The 21,319-nt window shown below is 38.6% G+C and carries 15 protein-coding genes; 6 read left to right on the top strand and 9 right to left on the bottom strand.

The genetic code is table 11. The features are described 5' to 3' along the window. The first annotated feature begins 107 nt into the window (after positions 1-107). Together IO90_RS11625 and nhaA are read left to right on the top strand one after the other, a co-directional pair. Positions 108-2,309 carry a RelA/SpoT family protein gene (locus IO90_RS11625; RefSeq protein ID WP_034966627.1) on the top strand — a complete coding sequence of 734 codons (2,202 nt, stop codon included), beginning with the start codon at positions 108-110 and terminating at the stop codon, positions 2,307-2,309. 1 nt (position 2,310) lies between these two features. Beyond that, positions 2,311-3,477, top strand: coding sequence for a Na+/H+ antiporter NhaA (nhaA, locus tag IO90_RS11620; RefSeq protein WP_034966626.1), 1,167 nt, complete (start codon positions 2,311-2,313; stop codon positions 3,475-3,477). Positions 3,478-3,686: 209 nt separating this feature from the next. Here nhaA and IO90_RS11615 read toward each other — a convergent pair whose 3' ends face one another. Continuing rightward, positions 3,687-4,625 (bottom strand): YihY/virulence factor BrkB family protein, encoded by a 939-nt coding sequence (locus IO90_RS11615; protein WP_034966625.1) that lies wholly within the window; start codon positions 4,623-4,625, stop codon positions 3,687-3,689. Positions 4,626-4,655: 30 nt separating this feature from the next. Here IO90_RS11615 and IO90_RS11610 point away from each other — a divergent pair, with 30 nt between their 5' ends. Both IO90_RS11610 and IO90_RS11605 read left to right on the top strand, forming a co-directional pair. After that, on the top strand, positions 4,656-5,129 hold the full coding sequence (locus IO90_RS11610) for a 23S rRNA (pseudouridine(1915)-N(3))-methyltransferase RlmH (RefSeq protein ID WP_034966623.1): 474 nt from the start codon (positions 4,656-4,658) through the stop codon (positions 5,127-5,129). 88 nt (positions 5,130-5,217) lie between these two features. Beyond that, positions 5,218-6,048 carry a GLPGLI family protein gene (locus IO90_RS11605; RefSeq protein WP_034966621.1) on the top strand — a complete coding sequence of 277 codons (831 nt, stop codon included), beginning with the start codon at positions 5,218-5,220 and terminating at the stop codon, positions 6,046-6,048. Positions 6,049-6,051: 3 nt separating this feature from the next. Here the strand turns inward: IO90_RS11605 and IO90_RS11600 are convergent, their stop codons facing one another. Next, positions 6,052-6,603, bottom strand: coding sequence for a phosphatase PAP2 family protein (locus IO90_RS11600; RefSeq protein ID WP_034966619.1), 552 nt, complete (start codon positions 6,601-6,603; stop codon positions 6,052-6,054). A gap of 3 nt (positions 6,604-6,606) precedes the next feature. Continuing rightward, the gene (locus IO90_RS11595; RefSeq protein WP_034966617.1) at positions 6,607-6,930 is read right to left on the bottom strand and encodes a twin-arginine translocase TatA/TatE family subunit; all 324 of its coding nucleotides are present in this window, start codon (positions 6,928-6,930) and stop codon (positions 6,607-6,609) included. Between the two features lie 149 nt (positions 6,931-7,079). Between IO90_RS11595 and IO90_RS11590 the strand changes: the two genes are divergently transcribed. Further along, positions 7,080-8,330, top strand: coding sequence for a chloride channel protein (locus tag IO90_RS11590; protein ID WP_034966616.1), 1,251 nt, complete (start codon positions 7,080-7,082; stop codon positions 8,328-8,330). A gap of 182 nt (positions 8,331-8,512) precedes the next feature. On the opposite strand, the gene IO90_RS11585 is transcribed toward IO90_RS11590, so the two are convergent. Together IO90_RS11585 and IO90_RS11580 are read right to left on the bottom strand one after the other, a co-directional pair. After that, positions 8,513-9,730 carry a TCR/Tet family MFS transporter gene (locus IO90_RS11585; protein WP_034968999.1) on the bottom strand — a complete coding sequence of 406 codons (1,218 nt, stop codon included), beginning with the start codon at positions 9,728-9,730 and terminating at the stop codon, positions 8,513-8,515. Positions 9,731-10,086: 356 nt separating this feature from the next. Further along, entirely contained in the window at positions 10,087-12,996 is a 2,910-nt protein-coding gene (locus IO90_RS11580) for a protein translocase subunit SecDF (RefSeq protein WP_034966613.1), read from the bottom strand. 224 nt (positions 12,997-13,220) lie between these two features. On the opposite strand from IO90_RS11580, the gene IO90_RS11575 reads away from it, so the two are divergent. Next, positions 13,221-14,582: a PQQ-dependent sugar dehydrogenase gene (locus IO90_RS11575; RefSeq protein ID WP_034966611.1), complete on the top strand. Its 1,362-nt coding sequence runs from the start codon at positions 13,221-13,223 to the stop codon at positions 14,580-14,582. Positions 14,583-15,063: 481 nt separating this feature from the next. On the opposite strand, the gene bglX is transcribed toward IO90_RS11575, so the two are convergent. From bglX to IO90_RS11555, 4 genes are all read right to left on the bottom strand, one after another. Further along, on the bottom strand, positions 15,064-17,391 hold the full coding sequence (gene bglX / locus IO90_RS11570; RefSeq protein ID WP_034966609.1) for a beta-glucosidase BglX: 2,328 nt from the start codon (positions 17,389-17,391) through the stop codon (positions 15,064-15,066). A 96-nt stretch (positions 17,392-17,487) separates the two neighbouring features. After that, entirely contained in the window at positions 17,488-18,198 is a 711-nt protein-coding gene (locus IO90_RS11565; protein WP_034966607.1) for a prolyl oligopeptidase family serine peptidase, read from the bottom strand. Positions 18,199-18,438: 240 nt separating this feature from the next. Next, entirely contained in the window at positions 18,439-19,827 is a 1,389-nt protein-coding gene (locus IO90_RS11560) for a glucoamylase family protein (protein ID WP_117596595.1), read from the bottom strand. An 80-nt stretch (positions 19,828-19,907) separates the two neighbouring features. Continuing rightward, positions 19,908-21,212 (bottom strand): RagB/SusD family nutrient uptake outer membrane protein, encoded by a 1,305-nt coding sequence (locus tag IO90_RS11555; RefSeq protein WP_410492588.1) that lies wholly within the window; start codon positions 21,210-21,212, stop codon positions 19,908-19,910. Positions 21,213-21,319 lie beyond the last annotated feature (107 nt).

Below are 21,319 nucleotides of genomic sequence, written 5' to 3'. Positions count from 1 at the left end.
AAAATAGTTTTACAAATTTTAAATTAAAAAATTTAATACCATCAAAGCAAAATATCTCTTGACAATCCACCTATTTTTTCATATATTCGTCATGAGATAACTAAAAGATGATCTACGACTTAGAGAAAGAAAACAAGGAAATCCTTGCCCGATATAAAGACCTGATTTCCAACACTTACAGAACGCTGGACGAGGAACAAAACAAACTGATCCGAAAAGCCTTTGATATTGCCTTGGATGCGCACAAAGATCAGCGCAGAAAAACCGGCGAACCCTACATCTACCATCCGATAGAAGTTGCAAAAATCGTGGCCAATGAAGTTGGTTTGGGAGCAACAAGTATTGCCTGCGCGCTACTCCACGACGTCATCGAAGATTCTGAATACACTTACGAAGACCTCAAGAAAATATTTGGAGAAACTATTGCTGACATCGTAAATGGATTGACTAAGATCTCTGTGATGAATCAGCAAAATATTTCTGTACAATCTGAAAATTACAGAAAACTACTTCTCACACTTTCTGAAGATTTCCGGGTGATTCTGATCAAGATTGCCGACAGACTTCACAATATGCGAACATTGGACAGTATGCATCCTGTGAAGCAAAAGAAAATCGCTTCGGAAACGTCTTACATTTATGCACCTTTAGCACACAGATTTGGACTCTATTCCATCAAATCTGAGTTGGAAGATCTGTCTCTTAAATATAATAATCCTGATGTTTACAACGAAATTCTAAGCAAGTTGGAAACCGCGAAAGAAGGTCGGGAAAAATATGTGGAAGAGTTTACCAAAGAAGTTTCTGAGCAGTTGCAAGAGGAAAATCTCAACTTCACAATCAAAGGGCGGGCAAAAGCCATCAGCTCGATCTATCGCAAGATGCAGAAGCAGAACGTGACTTTCGAGGAAGTTTATGATAATTACGCAATCCGAATCATTTACAAATCCGATCCTCGAAATGAAAAATTCCTGGCCTGGAAAATTTACTCTATCGTAACAGATTTGTACCACAGCAACCCTGCCCGAATGCGCGACTGGATCTCGCAACCAAGGTCCACAGGCTATGAAAGTCTCCATCTTACGGTGATGGGTCCCGACAAAAAATGGATCGAAGTTCAAATCCGTTCCGAGCGCATGAATGAGATTGCGGAAAAAGGAGTCGCCGCGCACTATAAATATAAAGAAGGCTACCGAAAAAACACCGATGATCAGCGATTTGAAAATTGGGTCTCGGAGATCCGTGATGTTTTGGAACAACAGCAAAACCTTTCAACATCTGAACTTCTTGACAATATAAAACTAAATCTTTACTCCAAGGAAGTTTTTGTTTTCACACCAAAAGGCGAGGTCAAAATCCTTCCGACGGGTGCAACAGCACTTGATTTTGCATTTTCTGTTCACTCAGATTTGGGAACGAAATGTCTTGGAGCAAAAATTAATGGGAAATTGGTCCCGATAAGTTATGTGCTTCAAAACGGAGATCAGATCGACATTCTCTCTTCACAAAACCAAAAACCTAAACCAGATTGGTTGGATTTTGTGGTGACTTCCAAAGCGAAATCCAAGATTAAGAATATCCTTAATTCCGAAAAAAATCTAAATACAGCGGAAGGAAAAGAAATCCTGCAAAGGAAAATGCGCCATGCAAAACTGAATTACAATGATGAGGAAGTGAATGCATTGCAAAAATTCCTCAATCTAAAAACTTCACAAGATCTTTTCTTAGGTTTCCAAAATGGCACTTTCGACATCGGTGACATCAAACGATATTCTGATGGAAAAAGTATCTTGAGCAACCTTTTCCAACGTTTCAGAAAAACATCCAACAAGGCAGAATTTGTTGAAAAAGTAGATTCCAACTTGGATATGATTGTCTTTGGGAAGGATGAGGAAAAGCTCAATTATTCTTTTGCAAAATGTTGTACGGTGATTCCGGGAGACAAGATTTTTGGCTTCATCACGATTTCTGATGGCATCAAAGTCCATAGCGAAAGTTGTCCGAACGCCATCAATCTTAGAGCTAATTACGACTACAGGGTTCTACAGGCGAAATGGGTGAATGCGGAAAGTTTCAAAAACAGAGTCAAAATCGAGATCGAAGGCTTGGACAGAATGGGTATGATCAACGACATCACAGCGGTCATCAGCAACTCGATGAATATGGATATGAAAAGTATGAGCATCGCTTCCAACGACGGGATTTTTACAGGAAATATCAACCTTGAAGTGAAGAACAAAAGCCAGCTGGAAGAGACTTTCAAACAACTCAAAGGAATTAATGGCGTTTCAAAAGTGAAGCGTTTGTAAAATGATTTCAAGCAACTATTTTCAGGATTTTTTTCACAACAGCAAAAGCTCGGGAATTGTTCTGATTGTTTTTGTTGCGGTTTCTTTGCTGATCGCAAATAGCCCATTATCATTAAGTTTTCAAAATCTTTTGGATACAAAAATTGGGACGGAGATTTTCCATCTTGATTACTCGGTTTCAGTGTGGATCAATGATGGATTGATGGCTATCTTCTTTCTTTTGGTCGGTTTGGAAATCAAACGTGAACTTCTGGAAGGCGAACTTTCTGATATCAAAAAAGCAAGCCTCCCGATCTTTGGCGCGATTGGCGGAATGTTGATTCCAGCTTTGATTTACGTCGTTCTCAACCACAACACAGATTTTAAAAATGGCTGGGCAATCCCGATGGCAACGGACATTGCATTTTCTTTGGCGATTATTTCTTTGCTTGGGAAAAGCGTTCCGGCATCTTTGAAAATCTTCTTGAGCGCGTTGGCAATCGTGGATGATCTGGGAGCGATCATCGTGATCGCTTTGTTTTACACAGATTCCATCGATTGGGTTTCTTTGGGAATTTGTGGCGGAATCACAATGCTATTGGTAATATTGAATAAAAGTGGAGTCAAAAACCTACTATTTTACATTATTCCAGGACTTTTTCTTTGGTATTTTATGCACCATTCTGGGATTCACGCGACGATTTCAGGTGTGATTTTAGCATTTACCATTCCAACAAATATTTCTGAAACAGAGCCTTCTCCATTAGAAAAATTAGAACAAAAACTTCACATTCCAGTTAGTTTTTTGATCATGCCCTTGTTTGCATTGGCCAATACAAACATTACATTTCAAAAGGAGATTTTCGAAGGTTTCATTAATCCTTTGAGCTTGGGAATCATTGGCGGATTGTTTGTCGGAAAGGTTTTGGGAATTAATCTTTTCTCACTGGTTGCCATCAAATTAAAGTGGAGCGATCTACCTGCTTTTTCCGGTTGGCGTGAAATGATTGGCGTCGGATTTCTCGCAGGAATTGGGTTTACAATGTCGATTTTCGTTTCGCTTTTGGCATTTCCGGACGAAGTTGAAATTCAGAATATTTCAAAAATCAGTATTTTGATTGCTTCTGTTTTGTCAGGAATTGTTGGATACTTTATTTTGAAAACCAAGAAAAAACCTCTCAATAATTAATTGAAAGGTTTGTTATTCTAATCTCTTTTAGATGCATTTTTCTTTTCTCTTTTGGCTTCTTTCTTTTCCTTTGGAGTTTTGAGAGGCTCTTTTTTGGTCGTTTTTTTAGCGTCTTGACTTTTTGCCATGATTTTATATTTTAGTGTTGGTTGCTTTTAAGTACTGTAAATATAAGGATTTCTAAAATTAATACTAAGTTTTTGAAATAATTAATTCACATCATTGATTGCCCTCATCTCATCACGAACAATTTTTTCCAACTTCACTTTCTTGATGGCGAGGTTCAATTCATTCCCCATCAAGACAAGAAATACATTAACATTCACCCAAACCATTACTAAAATAATGGAACCGATGGAACCGTAAAGAACGTTGTATCTCGCAATATTTGCCACATAAATCGCAAAGAAATAAGTCAACAAAACAAACAAAACCGTTGTCAAAATAGCACCTGGAAAAGCCTCTCTGATTCTTGTGATTTTGAGGCAACCCACCCAATAAAACATCGCCAGCAATGCAAAATAAAATAAAGGAAATGATACAAAACTGATAATCTTTGTCAGGTTTTTTGTAAACCAAGTGATGTCGTAAGTCGGCGTGTAAAGCTTCAAAACCACTTCGCTGTAATAGATTCCGAAAATCGAGAGGCAAACTACACTTAGGAAACAAATCGTAACCAGCATTGCCAAAAGATATTCTTTGACAAAAGTTCTCGACAGCTCTGTATTTCTATTAAAACCATTGATCAACGTAAAACAACCATTCGTCGCAAAAACGAAAGATAGCAAGATCGTCAAATTGCTAATGGATTTCATATTCGGGATGATGCTTTCCTGTATGTAACTCGTAACGTCGCTCTGCATGTGTGAAGGGAAAACGCGGGGCATCAAAACCTCGAAGATGTAAAACTGAAGCTTATCGTAATGTGGCATGTATGGCAAAACCGACAAAAAGAAAAGAATCATAGGGAAAAGACTAAGGAAAAAATTCCAGGAAATGCTCGCCGCTTGCCTGCCCAAAGGATTTTTAAAAATCGCATCTGAGTAGATTGAGAACATCTTCCAGAGGGAAATCCCCAGAACCGGAATATGAATATCGTCGAAAAAGTTTTTGATTTTCAGGAAAAAACGCTGTAATTTTTTTGCCATTCAGTTATCTTTGCCCCACAAATATAGTAAATGCGTATTAATTTGATCTGCATTGGGAAAACGGATGACAAAGAAATCATCTCTCTCATCAAATATTATCTGCCTAGAATCCCGAAACACTGGAACTTTGAACTTCTCGAAATTCCAGATGTCAAGAATGCAAAAAACCTTACGCCAGACCAATTGAAGAAGGAAGAGGCCAAACTATTCCTTAATCAAATAGAATCCAACGAACTCGTGATTCTTCTAGACGAAAAAGGAAAACAATTCACCAGCCGAGAATTTTCAGAAAAAATCGATTTCTGGATGGGAAGCTCTGTAAAGAAAGTTAATATCTTAATTGGTGGCGCTTATGGTTTTTCAGACGAAATCTACCAACGTTGCAATGAGAAAATTTCACTTTCAAAAATGACATTCACGCATCAGATGATTCGACTATTCTTTGTGGAACAAATCTATCGCTCAGCAACAATCTTGCAGGGAAAACCTTATCACAATGACTGATTGCATAAATGATGATTGACCAGTGATAAATGATATTCATCACGGTATTTAAATTAATTTTTATAATTTAGTTTCAAATATTTATAAAATGAAAATGATCTCTCTGCTTTTTGTTTTCGTATCGGCATTTACTTTTTCACAGACTCACCGCTTCATTTATGAATTAAAATACAAAACAAATCCAGAAGAAACCGACCCGAAAAAAGCCTTTATGGTTTTGGACATCAATCCGAATGATGTCAAATATTACAGCTACACTTTTCTGGAAAAAGACTCTATCAACAAAGCCACAAATTCTCAAAATAGAAGCTGGAACGATGAATTGCTACCTGTTACCAGAAAAAGAAATTCAACGAAAAATACAAATTTTGTAATGGTTGCAGACAATTTATATTCTTATCCGACAAATGATATCATCAAATGGAATCTTACCAATGAAACCAAAAAATATCAGGGATTTAATATTCAAAAAGCAACTTCTGAGTTTGGTGGTAGAAACTGGATGGCGTGGTTTACGAAAGATATTCCTTTTGCAGAAGGACCTTACAAATTTCAAGGATTGCCAGGTTTGGTGATCTTGTTGGAAGATAGCGAGCAACATTACGTTTTCGATCTCGTGAGAAGCAACAATTTGAAAACCACTTACGACACGTCAAACATCTTGGAATTTCGGTACGGAGACAAGCCAATTCCCACCACAGAATCCAAAGTTGTAAAGAAAGCTTTAGAATACTTTAATGATCCTTTGAGCGACATCCGCGAAGGTCTGAATGACGGAAAAATAAAAGAATTCACCTATTACGGAACATCTTACAAAGCTGAAGAATTGGGAAAATTAATAAAAGAAGAACAGAATGAGATTCTTGAAAATTACAATCCGATAGAACTGGACAAAGCGTTTGCTTATCCAAAAAAATAAGTTTTATTTGTAGATCACCTTCTTCGCCAACTCTGCTAAAAAACCACCTAAAAGAAATCCGACAAGCGCGCCAAACAGAATATCAAAAGGGAAATGAACGCCCAGATAGATCCGGCTGTAGGAAACAAGACTTGCCCAGACAAGTAGAATCAATGGTAAATACTTGTATTTATTCCCTAGCAACATCGACACAAAACTCACTACAAAAAACGAGCTTGAAGCGTGTGCCGAGTAAAATCCAAAATTACCACCACAAATTACCATTCGCATTTTCTCAACCAACAACTCATCGTGACAAGGACGAAACCTTTGTATCCCGTGCTTGAAAATACTTGCCAACTGATCCGAAATCGTAACGCCAATGGCGATGAAAATCAGGATAAAGAAGAATTTTCTCAAGGGAAAACTTTTGTAGAATAAATAAAGAAGAATCACGTAAAACGGGATCCAAAACCACTTCCCCGTTACGGTCAGCCAAAAAGGATCAAATGTGGAATTGCCCAATCCATTGAGGAAAAGCAAAAGTTCGTGGTCTATTTCTATTAGTCCATTCATAGATTATCGGCTTACAGGACCTTCGTGAGAATCGTCTTCGGAAAGATCTTGTTTTGGAATTTCTTCGTTGATGAAAGTTGTGGTGTTATCATCTGCCAGCGGATTAAAATCCTGAGCAGATTTTTTCACCTTGTCGATTTCATTTTTGATCTCGGACAGAGGGTTGTCCGCTTCTTTCATAATTTCGGTTTTGATGTCATCCACAGCTCCACGCATTTTGCGCACACCTTCGCCAAGACCTCTTGCAATCTCGGGTAATTTATCGGGGCCGAACAAAACAACAATTGCCAAAGCAATCATCAGCATTTCTCCAATACTCAATTCCATTTCACAAAATTAAGCAAAGATTTAGAAAAGTGATATACAGATCATTATTAAATTTATTATAAAATTGATAAAAAGAGAAATGTCATCCCACAATCAGAATAACTCCGAACAATTTGCCGTAAATTTGTGACCATTAAGAGTTTAGGACAATGAAAAGACAGAAAGTAAAGGCGCACAACTATTTAAAATTAATTACAACATCCCTAATCATTGCCATAATCGCATCTTTTCTGGCTTTTTCATTGAAGAAAATCACGGAATTTTTCCAGGAATATATTTTTGAATTGGCCGAAAAACAAAATCCACTTTTGTTTATTGTTCTGCCGACGATTGGAATTACAGCCATTTATTTTTTACGAAAATATCTCTTCAAAAATAGAAAAAACAAAGGCATTACTGAGATTTACAAAACCGTAGATCAGCGGAAAGACCATCTTCCCTTCTTCAAAATCCCTTCTCATTATTTTAATGGATTTTTGACCGTTATTTTTGGTGGCTCTACAGGAATCGAAGTTTCTACGGTTGTTGCAACGGCAACGATTGGAAATTCGGTTTATGAAAAACAATTCGCCGCAAATGTTTATAAATTGGAATTGATTTGCGCGGGCGTAGTAGCTGGCGTTGGTATTCTTTTCGGAAATCCGTTGGTTGGATTTCTATTTGCTTTGGAAGTAATTGCAAGAAAAGTCAGCAAAACTTTATTGATCAGTTGTTTGTCTTCGACATTGTTGTCTTATGTTTTCCTCTACTTTTTTCCGTCGCAACCTTTGATTGATATTCCTGCAAAAGAATGGCATTGGGTTGCCGTTCCGTTTATGGTAATTTTAGGTTTGCTCGGGGGAACTTTGTCCGTTTACTTCACGGTTTTGGTCATCAAAATAAAAGAATTCTTTTCTGGAATCGACAATAATTTTTTAAGGGTCAATCTTGGCGCGTTGGCTGTTGGAATTTTGATATGTATCTTCCCATTTTTGTACGGTGACAGTTATCATTCTTTAAATGAATTGATTAATCATCCACAAAGCTATTCGTTGCTGTTTCTTTTAGCTTTGATTTTATTAAAACCATTAGCCTCATCGCTCACTTTGGGCGCAGGCGGTGATGGTGGTGTTTTTGCACCGAGCATTGTTGTCGGTGCTTATTTGGGATTGGCTTTTGCGATGGCTTGCAATAGCTTTTTCGGAACGTCTTTGATTCTTATTAATTTTGTTTTGATAGGCATTGCCGCCACACTTTCTGCAGCGATCTATGCGCCATTTACCGCATTGATTTTAACTTGCAGTTTGGTTCCGAATGGATATGCGTTGTTCTTTCCTGTTTTGTTGGGATGCATTCTGGCTCAGAAAATGGCTCAAAGTATATTGCCTTACAATGTTTACACCTACGCACCGAAAGTTTAGGTTAAAATTCTAATCGCGCTTATAAAGAATAAGGTGAGAATTCCATCAAATATATTTTCCCCAATCCTAAAGGGAGTAATTTTGACGGAATTTGTAAGTTAATTTTTACTCCCTTTAGGGTTGGAATGAACAAAAATTAATTAAAATTGAATATTCTAATAAAATTCAATAAACACTTATTTTTAAGATTTATTCCCTTTAAAACTAATAGAAACAAAATAAATACTCGCTGCAAACAGTAGAAACGCCAAGAAAAATGGTGCTCCCGGAAATAGGAATGGTGCATTTTTGTGCGTGAAATAATAGAACAAATTCGTCATTAATGGTGGACCGATGATGGAAGTGGCACTCATCAAACTTGTCAATGCGCCTTGAAGTTCACCTTGCTCATTGGACGGAATATTTTTGGTAATGATGGATTGCAAAGCCGGGCCACAAATCCCACCCAAACAATAAGGAATCGTGAAAACCAACATCATCCACCCTTCCGTCGCAAAAGCATACAGCAACATTCCGACCGCGTAGAGCATCAATCCGTAAAAGATACTTTTCTGATCGCCGATTTTCGGATTGATCCATCTTATCAAAACACCTTGAACCAATCCTACGAGCAAACCAACAACGCCAAGCGAAATCCCGACCATTCTCTCATCCCAGTTGAATCTATACATCGTGTAGAAACTCCAATTGCTTTGGACGGCGTGTCCGCCAATATAAATTAAAATCAAAGCGGTCGTAAGTGCTGAGATCTCGGGATGTTTTTTTAAGAATTTGAAAGATCCAATCGGGTTGGCTCTCTTCCAACTGAACTCTCGTCGATTTTCTTTGGAAAGACTTTCCGGCAAAACGAAATAGCCATAGATAAAATTGATCATACACAGAACTGCTGCCGCATAAAACGGAACTCTAGCACCATAATGCCCCAAAACGCCACCTAAAACCGGCCCAATAATAAAACCCAAACCAAACGCCGCCCCGATCATCCCGAAGTTCTTCGCGCGGTCTGTATCTGTGGAAATATCTGCAATGTAGGCACTTGCTGTTGTGATGCTAGCGCCGGTAATTCCAGCAATGATTCTTCCAACGAAAAGCCACCAGATGCTTGGCGCCAAAGCCAGAAATATATAATCGATTGAGAATCCAAAAAGGGAAAGCAAAATCACGGGTCGTCTTCCGTATTTATCACTCAGGTTTCCTACGAAAGGCGAGAAAACAAATTGGATAAAGGCATAGGCAAAACTCAACCAGCCACCATATTTCGCAGCCTCGCTGATGTCTGCGTGGATCAGTTCTTCTATCAGTTTCGGGACTACGGGGATGATGATTCCCCAGCCTGTGATATCTATCAACAGCGTGATAAAGATGAAACCAATGGCGGCGGATTTTTGATTTTGTTTCATAACGAATGCGAAGATAGGAATTTTTTGATTTTGGAATTGTAATTTCAATAACTTACAATGTTTCTATTCTCAAACTAAATTGGAAGTACATAGAAAAAATCTAAAACTACATTGAGCATCTCGCTGGTATTATTAAATATAGAAAAATCAATAATATCTTTTTTTTAAATATTTCAAAGTCCGAAAAACGCATTGAGTTACATCAATAATTATTTAAAATAAAATAACTCACTTGGAAAAACCCTTTCAGAGTTTCAAACTCTGAAAGGGTTAATATTTTAGCATCTAATTACATAAATAGAAAAAGCCCTCATTCACTTGAGGGCTTTCATGATATTTATATATTTTAAGGAAAACTATTTCACTATTTCAGCGTTGCTGATAGAAGATTTCCCTGTTACCTTGTCTTCTTTTTTCTTTCCTCTCAAGAAGTCATAAGCCGTAGCCGATGCAATGAAGATGGAAGAATAAGTTCCGAATCCAATACCGATCAATAGACAGAACATAAAGCCTCTCAAGTTGTCGCCTCCGAAGATGAAGATCGCAAGGATCACCAAAATCGTAGTAAATGACGTATTGAAAGTTCTACCAATCGTACTAGAGATGGAATCATCAAATAAACCTGCCAATGTCAACGCTTTTTTCTCACGAAGGTATTCTCTAATTCTGTCGAAGATGATCACCGTATCATTGATGGAATATCCAATTACGGTAAGAATCGCCGCAATGAAATCCTGATTGATCTCCATATTGAATGGCATTACTTTGTAGAACAACGAGTAAACCCCAAGGATCACCACCGCATCGTGGAACAAACCAACAACCGCTCCCAAAGAGAACTGCCATTTGTCGAATCTCACCAAGATATAGATGAAAATCCCCAGCAAAGCCGCTCCAACTGCCAACATACCGTGCGTCTTGATGTCATCTGCAACTGTTGGTCCTACTTTGGTAGAAGAGACAATTCCTGCGTGTCCTTTTTCAGCGGATTTGAAATCTGCCAAAGTCATTCCAGCCGGTAAGTCTTGTTTCAAGCCTTCGTAAACTTTTTGCTCAACAGTTTGATCTGCTGCAAGAGACTCATCGTCAATCAAATAATCCGTTGTGATCTTCAACTGAGAAGAGCTTCCGAAAGTTTTGGCCTCAACGATATTGTTTTGACCATCTGCAGTCTTCATCAATTGACCAATGCTGTTCTCGATCTTCTCTGCATCTACAGGTTTTTCGAATCTCACCACGTAGTTACGTCCACCAGTAAAGTCTATACCATATTTGAAACCGTTGATTGCAATAGATGCAACTGCGATTATCATTAATATAGAAGAAATGATGTAAGAATATTTTCTTTTACCAATGAAATCGATCCAAGTATTTCTGAAGAGGTTTTTAGTTGGTGCAGTCCAAACAGAAAGCGATTTACCTTTTTCAAGTCTGTTGAAGATCATTACTCTTGATAATAGTACCGAAGTAAACAATGTCATAATCAAACCGATGATCAATGTTACCGCGAAACCTTTGATTGGCCCCGTTCCGAAAACATATAGAATGATCGCGGTGATCAAAGTCGTAAGGTGACCATCAATAATCGCAGAAATCGCGTGTTTGAAACCATCTTTGTAAGCTTCCAAGATTCCTTTTCCACGGAAAAGTTCTTCTTTGGTTCTCTCATAGATGATCACGTTCGCATCCACCGCCATCGCCATAGATAGTACGATACCCGCGATACCAGGAAGTGTCAACGTCGCATCGATGGAATCCATAATTCCGAAGATGTAGAACAAGTTGATTGTCATTGCAATTACCGCATAAACACCGGCTCCACCGTAGTAGAAAATAATGTAAACAATGATTACTGCAAATGCAATAAGAAAAGATAAAACACCATCGTTGATAGATTCTGCTCCAAGAGATGGACCTACAACGTCCGCTTGTACGATCTTCGCACCTGCAGGCAATTTACCAGCTCCAAGAACATCCACTAGATCTTTAGCTTCTTCTTGAGTAAAGTTTCCAGAAATCTGACTTCTTCCGTTAGGAATCACTTGGTTTACAGAAGGTGCTGTGTAAACTCTGTTATCAAGCGTTACTGCAACTACTTTTCCTTGATTTTTCTCAGTCGTTGTTTTCCAATCACGAGCACCTTGAGAATCCATTTGCATATCTACCACGATACGACCCAATTGGTCATAATTGATGTTTGCAGATTCTACAGCGCCATCAACAGGTGCTTTTTGAGTAATGTTTCCACGGATTGCGTATAAAACAAGACTGTTTGTAGAATTAGACTCAGGTTTGTAACCCCACATAAACTGGGTATATTTCAAATTAACAGGTCTTGCTTTGACAGCTACATCACTGTTAAGTATTTTATTTACAACTGCTGTATCAGACAATTTCACGTTGGCAACAGCGTTTCCAGGTGTAGCACTCATCTGGATCAGGTTCATCAAATTAGTGTTTTTTGCAACACCGATAGAATCTCCTTTTGCTTTTACCAATTGGTCAAGTTGAGAGAAATATGGAACAACTTCCTGCGCCAATTGTACTTCCCAAAACTGAAGTTTCGCAGAAGTCTGAAGCATTTTCAAAACTCTGTCTTTATCTTGAATCCCTGGCATCTCTACCAAGATTCTTCCAGTTCCCGCAACTCTCTGTACGTTTGGTTGCGTTACACCCATTTTGTCGATACGTGTTCTAAGTACTTCAAAAGCAGTTGATACAGAGGCATCGATTTTTCTTCTGATGATATTTTTCACCTGATCGTCTGGCGTGTTGAACTTGATCTCAGAAAGATTGGTGTTCCCGAATATCTCAGGATCTGCAAGTTTCAGGTTGGTACCTTTTTCTTTGGTCACAGCTTCGAACTGAGTGAAAAAATCCTCGATGTACTGTTGGCTTGAGTTTTTCTGCACTTTGTCTGTTCTGTCCAATGCTTCTATCAAAGTAGCATTTGTTGAATAATTACTAAGATCATTCACCAAATCTCTCTGGTTGATCTCCAATAATACGTTGATACCACCTTTAAGGTCCAATCCGAGTTTCATTTCTTTCTGTTTTGCAGACGTGTAATCCAACGATGTAAAACCGAGATTAAGGGTGTCTTTAGAAAGTCTGTCTAGCTCAGCCTGGTATTTCACTGGATTTTCTCCGGCAATTGCTCTTGCTTCTTTTTCTATTTTGTTGGCATAGAAAGAAGGCAGAAGCTCATTGAGGCAAATTAATCCAAGAACGATGGCAACTAATGTAACGAGTCCTTTTCCTTGCATTTTCTTACGATATATATAAATTAAGTCGGCAAATATAATGATTTATAGCGGAAATAAGAATTTGAAAATGAGAAAAGTGCATTATAGTTTTTATAATGAAATTAATTCTGACTTTTCATTCAAAAAAAGAGTTAAAAATTAGCTTTTATTATTAATTAAATAATTATGAAATGGTAAGGTATGAAATTTGGTTAGTTTATTAATAATCTCAAAAATAATAAGTTATGCGAAAATTAATACTCATTCTCTCTTGCGCATTTGCAACAGAAATATATTCACAACAGATCATCTTGGAAGAATTTGCGACCGCTTCCAATCCGGTGGAGATCATCGCTTCACCGAGTAATGACAGCAGACTTTTCGTGGTCCAACAATCTGGAACCATCCGAATTTTGAATACCAACGGTACTTTTGAAGCCACCAATTTTCTAAATATCACAGACAGAGTCAACTTCAGTGGGGAAATGGGATTGCTTGGCTTGGCATTTCATCCCGACTTTGCGACCAATCGATATTTCTATGTTTATTATAACAGAGCAGGTAGAACGATTACAGTTTCCCGATTCACCGCCAATTCAGCTAATCCAAATACAGCGGATCCCGCATCTGAAAAAATAATGATGTCGATTCCAAAAAGCCAGACCAATCACAATGGTGGCAGTATCCATTTTGGTGCTGATGGTTTCCTTTATATTTCAACAGGAGATGGCGGTGGCAGTGGCGACCCAGATAACAACGGGCAAAACAGGAATTCACTTTTAGGAAAATTATTGAGAATCGATGTTAATTCAACTAATCCTTACAATATTCCAGCTGACAATCCTTTCGTAGGCGTAGAGGGCGCGGATGAAATCTGGTCTTATGGACTAAGAAATGGTTGGAAATTTTCTTTTGACAGAACGACGAACAATATTTGGATTGCGGATGTTGGGCAAAATTTAATCGAAGAAATCAACAGAGTTCCTGCAACCACGCCGGCTGTCAATTATGGCTGGAGATGTTACGAAGGAAATAGCGAGTACAACACTGCTGGGTGCGCCAATTCTTCTACAATGACTTTCCCAGTGGTGCAATATGACCATTCCGGTGGCAAATGTTCGATCACGGGTGGTTATGTTTACAGAGGTAATCTTTATCCAGATCTGGTTGGAAAATATATTTTTGCAGATTTCTGTTCTCAGCAAATCGGAATTTTGGATAATACCAGCATCACTTGGTCATCTGCTTTTAGTGGAAATAGTTTCACAACCTTTGGAGAAGACAATCAAAAACAACTTTATGTTGGGGCGAGCAACGGAAAAATATTTAAAGTTAAATCCAGCAACTTATCTGTGAACGACATTCCTACAACTCAAATTTTAGTCGCACCACTTCCTGCAAAAAATATTCTTTACATCAAAAACCTTAACGAGAAAAATGTGGTTGCTGAGATTTTGGATTTGGCCGGAAGAACAGTTCAAGAGCAAAATGTTGCCGAAAATGATAAGAGCGTTGATATTTCGCTCTTGACTCCTGGGGAATATATTTTGGTTCTTAAGAAAGATGACATTAAAATAATGAGTCAGAAAATCCTTAAGGAATATTAAATTTTAATGGTCTTCGAGAGCCTCAGACTGACTGTTATGAAACATCTCGAGAAACCTATTGACACAAATAAGAAAGCCTTTCAGAAATTAATTCTGAAAGGCTTTTTTAATGCAAATCTTTTAAATTTTTAGACAGTAGAAATTATGCAAATCATCTTGATGTTATAGGTCGCTCCTCCGGAGCTTTGCTTGTAATGAATTGTTTTTCTACCACTAGGTCGCCACGCTGTGTCTTTCTTTTTTATTATAACTTATGTATAAGTCTTTGAAATTTTTATTTATTTTCTAAGAGCGTGTTTAAAAATGATTAAAAAATAAAATTTTCCAAAGCATTTTTCTTTTCCCCGACCCTAAAGGGTGGAAAAACGCCTGGAAAATTTCATCAAAATTACTCCCTTTAGGGCCGGGGAAATAATTTTGATGAAATTTAAACGGGCTCTAAAATATTAAATATCCCAAAACCATAAATACCAACTGATTGTTACTTACTCCAATTCACTCTCGTTGTTTTTACTTCGCTGGAGCTGGTTCCAATCATAATATCGAAATCTCCGGCTTCCCAATCGTATTTCAATTGGTTGTCGAAGAATTTCAAATCTTCTGGCGAAATCTTGAAAGTCACTTTTTTGCTTTCGCCTGCTTTCAGGTAAACTTTTTGGAAACCTTTCAGTTCTTTTACAGGTCTTGTGTTGCTTCCAACCAAATCTCTGATGTAAAGCTGAACGATTTCTGCACCTTCATACTTTCCACTGTTGGTCAATGTTACAGAAGCCTCAATTGGTGTATCCCCAACTGGTTTTGCATTGCTGACGGAAACATCAGAATAACCAAATTTGGTATAACTCAATCCATATCCAAACGGGTAAAGTGGCGTGTTGCACTCATCCAGATAGTTGGAACGGAATTTCTCAAATGTACATTTGTCTGTATTTTCTTGGCTTAATGGACGACCTGTATTTTTCGAATTGTAATAAAGTGGCACTTGTCCTACGCTTCTTGGGAACGTCATTGGTAACTTTGCCGATGGATTTACTTTTCCGTAAAGCACGTCGGAAATAGCATATCCAGCCATACTTCCTGGGAACCAAACGTTCAAAATAGCGTCTGCCAACTGGGATTCTTCTGTCAAGACCAATGGACGACCAGTGAATAAAACAATCACGATTGGTTTCCCGGTTTTCTTAAGTTCTCTCAACAATTCTTTTTGAGTTTCAGGAATTCCGATGTCTGTTCTGGAGCTGGATTCACCGCTCATCTCGGCACTTTCTCCCATTGCCAAAACAATCACATCTGCTTGATTTGCAATTGTCAAAGCTTCTTTCCTGATTTCTTCTGCAGGACGGCTGTCTCTGCCAGCATCTTTACCAAACATCGTCGCTTTTTCTTCCATTTTAGCATCTTCGTAAACGTTGCTTCCTTTTGCGAAAATGAAATTGACATCTTTCCCAACGGTTTCCTTCAATCCCCTTAACAATGAAATTGAATTCGCGTGTTTTGCTGCAACGCTCCAGGTTCCGGTCATATTCATCGCGTTGTCTGCCAATGGACCGATTACAGCAACTGTTCCAGACTTCTTAAGTGGAAGAACCTGCTTATCATTTTTCATCAAAACCATAGATTGAGAAGCAATTGTTTTTGCCGCTTCCAAATGTTTCGGACTGAAAACTTCTTTCTGCGCTCTCTTCGTATCTGTGTATCGGTAAGGATCATCGAAAAGGCCAAGATCGTACTTAGCTTCGAGGATTCTTCTTGCAGCATCTGTCACGGTTTGTTCGGTCACTTTTCCTTCGGAGATGGATTGTTTTAGAGTTTTCAAAAATCCTTCTCCAACCATATCCATATCGATTCCGGCGTTCATTGCCAAAGCGGAAACTTGTTTCAGATCTCCCATTCCGTGGTCGATCATTTCGTTGATTCCGGTATAATCCGTCACCACAAAACCTTTGAAGTCCCATTGTTTTCTAAGAACGTCTGTCATCAGCCATTTGTTTCCCGTTGCAGGAATCCCGTCCACTTCATTGAAGGAAGCCATCACAGAACCTGCGCCAGCATCTACTGCAGCTTTGTAAGGTGGGAAATACATATTGTACATCTGGACGTGGCTCATATCTACCGTGTTGTAATCTCTACCTGCTTCCCCAGCGCCGTAAAGTGCGAAATGTTTCACGCAAGCCAACATTGTATTTTTCTTGGACAAGTCATTTCCCTGATAACCGTAAACCATTGCTTTTGCAATCTGGCTTCCCAAGTACGGATCTTCACCAGAACCTTCGGAAACCCTTCCCCATCTTGGATCTCTGGAAACATCTACCATTGGCGAGAAAGTCCAGTTGATGCCATCTGCTGTGGATTCTTGCGCCGCAATCTGCGCCGATCTTTGAATCAAATCCATATCCCAAGATGATGCAATCCCTAATGGAATTGGGAATGTTGTTTCGTAACCGTGGATCACGTCCATCCCGAAAATCATTGGAATCTTCAGACGGCTTTTTTCCACTGCTATTTTCTGAACATCACGGATCTTGTCAACACCTTTGATGTTGAATAATCCACCCACCAAACCTTGCTCCACCTTTTTGCCAATATCAGAACTCTGAGCTTGACCTGTGGTAAAATCTCCAGAAGAAGGCAAATTCAATTGACCAATTTTCTCATCCAAAGTCATTTTGGAAATCAAGTTGTCAACAAAGATTTTTTTCTTGGATTGATATTGAGCAGATTGGAAAGACTGAACAGGTTTGGACACAATACCCTGCGCCATAAAATACGGCGACAATGCCAGTGCAGCTAAGATTACAAACTTTTTCATATTTAAATTTATTTTTAAGTCCTATGCGATCGCTTGATTTGATCTATTTTAAAGATCATATTTAAATAGTGATCTCATTTATATATTTTTAATTTTCTAATTTTTACTTTTCTTCAAAGATAACATCCATTCATATAACTTCGGATCCGAATAGGTTGAATCCCAAGAATTGTGATTGTCATTTGGGAAAATCGTGAGTTCTGCTTTTGGATTTACGGGATGTAATTTTTGGTAAAAGTTAAAAGCATTTTCCGGAAGTACGATATCGTCCATCCCACCGTGGAATAATTTGATATTGAGGTCTTTGTAATTGTGAATATTGGCCCACATCACGCGATCTGTTGGCGCACAAACGGCTGAAACTGCAGCAAACATTTCGGGATGCTCGCCTGCCAATTTCAAAGTTCCCCAACCGCCCATCGATAATCCGGTGAGGTAGATCCTGTCCTTGTCAATCTTATACTTTTCGGAGATTTCTTTGATGAGGAAATATACTGCTTCTGTGTCCCACCATGTATTTTCCGGACATTGTGGTGCTAAAATCGCAACGGGTTCTTTGATTAAATTCTTGTAGGTGAACGGGCTGTGATTTTTCACAATGTCCAAATCGTTGCCTCTCTCGCCAGAACCGTGGAGGAAAACAATCAAAGGGATTTTGGATTTTGCGTTTTGAGGCATATCCAAAATGTAGGACATTTTTTTCTGGACCTTGACTTCTTTGTTGAACTCGGATTTGATTTCCTGAGCGGTTGCCAAAGATGTGATTCCTAAGAATAAAAACGGGAGAAATTTTTGTTTTAAATTCATTTTGTTCGTTTTTCGAAATTGCGTTGATCGTGGAGCGTTGACAAATGTTTAATTTGATTTGCAAATCCCATAGCCCCGATGGTAGCGGCATCCTTTTTTGTTTTGTCCATATTTTCAATCAAATGACAAAACGTCGTAAACAAAAAAGATATAGCGGACAGCGGGATCAAGCTCCTAACAGCTAATTAATGTCTCAAAAAGATACATTAAATTTTCGTGTTTAAAGATAGTACTTTTTGATTAGTCAATCTTATGTTCTGCGGACTTAAAACCGATTTTTTTGAGTCCGTTTCGGATTTCAGGCGCATTCATAAAGAGATTCCACAGTAATCCTGTGCGGTGATTCTCGATCATTGGCGCGATAGTTCCCTGATCGATAGCGAGATAACGAGGCGTCGTCCAGTCATCAAAATGGATGGAAGTTGCGTCATAAGGTCCAGCTTTTCCGATAAACTTCGGTTTTTCTTCGTACAAAAACCTCAACATTTCCATAGATTCTTTTGGCGTATAAGGCATTGAACTGAGCGCGGCAGTTGGCGTGATGACACCAAAATCCTCCTTCATCGGTTGGTGCGCGGCGTAGCCTACAGAACCGTCTTTGTTTCTGGTATAACCTGCCGTCAATCCCCAATATTTCTCGGAATAACCTTTAAAATTGAGTGGATTTTCTACGCAATATTTGTAGTCTATCAAGACGTGATTTCTGTTTAAATCCCAATAGCTATTTACATATTGATCCGACAATCCTCTTGGATCCAAACCTAAATACGAATATTGTGACCAAAATAACGGACCTCCGAATTCTTCTGCGTAATTGTGTTTGACGTAAAGTGGTAAATCGTATTTTGTTCTGTCTGTTGTATAGGTTCCGTTGCGCGTCCAACCTTTGTTGTAGGTTTCGGAATCAATGGAATAGTCTGGCGATGCAGCGGCTAGAACGTAAGTGATGAGACATTCGTTGTAACCTTCAAGTGGGAAGTTCATTTCCCAGCCGTAACTTGGCGACCAATGCCAGTAGAGGACTTTCTCGCCACCTTTTGTGTACCAGTTCCACTCTACGCCTTTCCAGAGTTTGTCCATCTTTGCAGCGAGTGCTTTTTCTTCTTCGTTACCGTCTTTGAAATATTCCCGGACGCAAATAATCCCTTGAACCAAGAATGCGGTTTCTACCAAATCTCCGCCATTATCTTTCTTTCCAAACGGTGTTACTTTTCCGGTCTCGCCATTGATCCAATGTGGCCAAGCGCCGTGGAAACGTTCTGCTTTATCTAGAAAATCTGCGATGTGGGTCAATCTTTTTACAGCTTCTTTTCTTGGAATGAATTTTCTATCGACTCCCACCAAAAGTGTCATCAATCCGAAACCTGAACCTCCGGTTGTCACCACGTGTTTGTCATTGTCCGGATAGATATTGTCCTCGTGGTATCGTTCTCTTCCCAAGAGAGAATTTGGTTCTGCAAAATCCCAGAAATACTTGAGGGCATCGCTTTGAACTTTGTCCATCAATTGATTTTCTGTCAAGTTTTTTGCACTTGGTTTGGAGTCTGAATTGGTGTTTGCGAGTTGGGTATTTTTGCACGATAGTAAGACCGTGAGTGAAACAACTGCGAGTGATAACATACTTTTCATAATTCTACGTCATTTTATATTAATAAAAAAGAGGAGGACAAAATCCTCCTCTTAAAATATTGGTATTAAATTCTAGGCTATTAGTTATAACCTGGGTTTTGTGTAAGAATACCTTTACCATCGGTAATTGCTCTTAATGGAATAGGAAAGAGTTCATTTTTACCAGTTTCAAATCCTAATGGACCTAAATACTGAGCCGCTTGGCCTGTTCTTACGAGATCTGGAAATCTATCCATTTCCATAGCAAGCTCAACTCTTCTTTCTTGCCATATTGCTAATCTTAATGCAGTTTGTGTAGAGGCTGGAGTTATTCCCAACTTAGCTCTTTCTCTTACTTTATTAATATTGGTGATTGCAACTCCTGTATTACCAAGTTCATTTGCAGCTTCCGCATTGATCAAAAGAATATCTGCAAATCTCAAAATTCTGATATTTTGAATAGAGCCATAACCACATGCATTATTGTTTAATGACGTCGGTACATAAACTTTTTGATTCCATGTATTTCCAGCTTGTGGATCACCTTTTTTGATCAAATCACCCTCAAGTGTCGTTTCACCTTCTCTCAAAATTGTAAATTCTTTTCTAACATCACCTGGCTCGAAAGCGTCTTCCAAAGCTTGGGTAGGCGTAAAAAAGCCCCAACCAAATTGATTTCTTACACCTTGAACTTCAGCGTATTGACTTCCGCCGAATTCTGGTGAGCAACCGCAATTAACCTCAAATACAGATTCTGAACCAAATTCTCCAGCTGGTCTGAACAACTTATTGAAATCTGGCTCCAATGCATAGCCCATTCCAATTACCAAGTTAGATGTATCGTAAGCTTTCTGATAATCCTTCATGTATAGATAAACTTTGGAAAGTAGACCTAATGCACCACCTTTTGTAACTCTTCCTACATCTGCGGCACCATAAGACTGAGGTAAAACTTCTGAAGCCTCTGTTAAATCCTTAACAATAAAAGCATAAACTTCTGCGGCAGTATTTCTTGGAGTATTTAAGTAATCTGTTTGTGATTTCAGACCATCAAAAATTGGTACACCACCATAGATTCGTACTAAGTTAAAATAGAAATAGGCTCTTAGCATTTTAGCTTCTGCAATTAATCTGTTTTTCAGATTAGCATCCATATCTATATTCGGAACATTTGTAATGACTTGATTTGTTCTTTGAACAGCTTGCCATTGTCCGGTCCAGTAGCCATTGACCCCATCATCACTGATTGTAAATGAAAAATTATCGTAGGCATTAATAAATGATGCGTCACCAGGATTAGAACCTTTTTCTACATCATCACCAGTTACTCCAAATACAAATTGTGCAGGAAATCCAGAGTTTTCCCAGCTTCGAAGAAAACTATAAATTGCATTTGTAGCTCTCATAGCATCATCTTCAGTCTTAAAGAAATCCGTACCTACAGTAACTCCTTCTTGTTTGATATCTACAAAATCATCGCTACAACTTGCTATCAACGAGAATATTGAAAGTG

This window comes from Chryseobacterium sp. FH1 (genome assembly GCF_000735135.1).
Taxonomy (GTDB): domain Bacteria; phylum Bacteroidota; class Bacteroidia; order Flavobacteriales; family Weeksellaceae; genus Epilithonimonas.
Note: the sequence above shows the minus strand (reverse complement) of the source record. Positions and strands in the feature narration are given on the sequence as shown.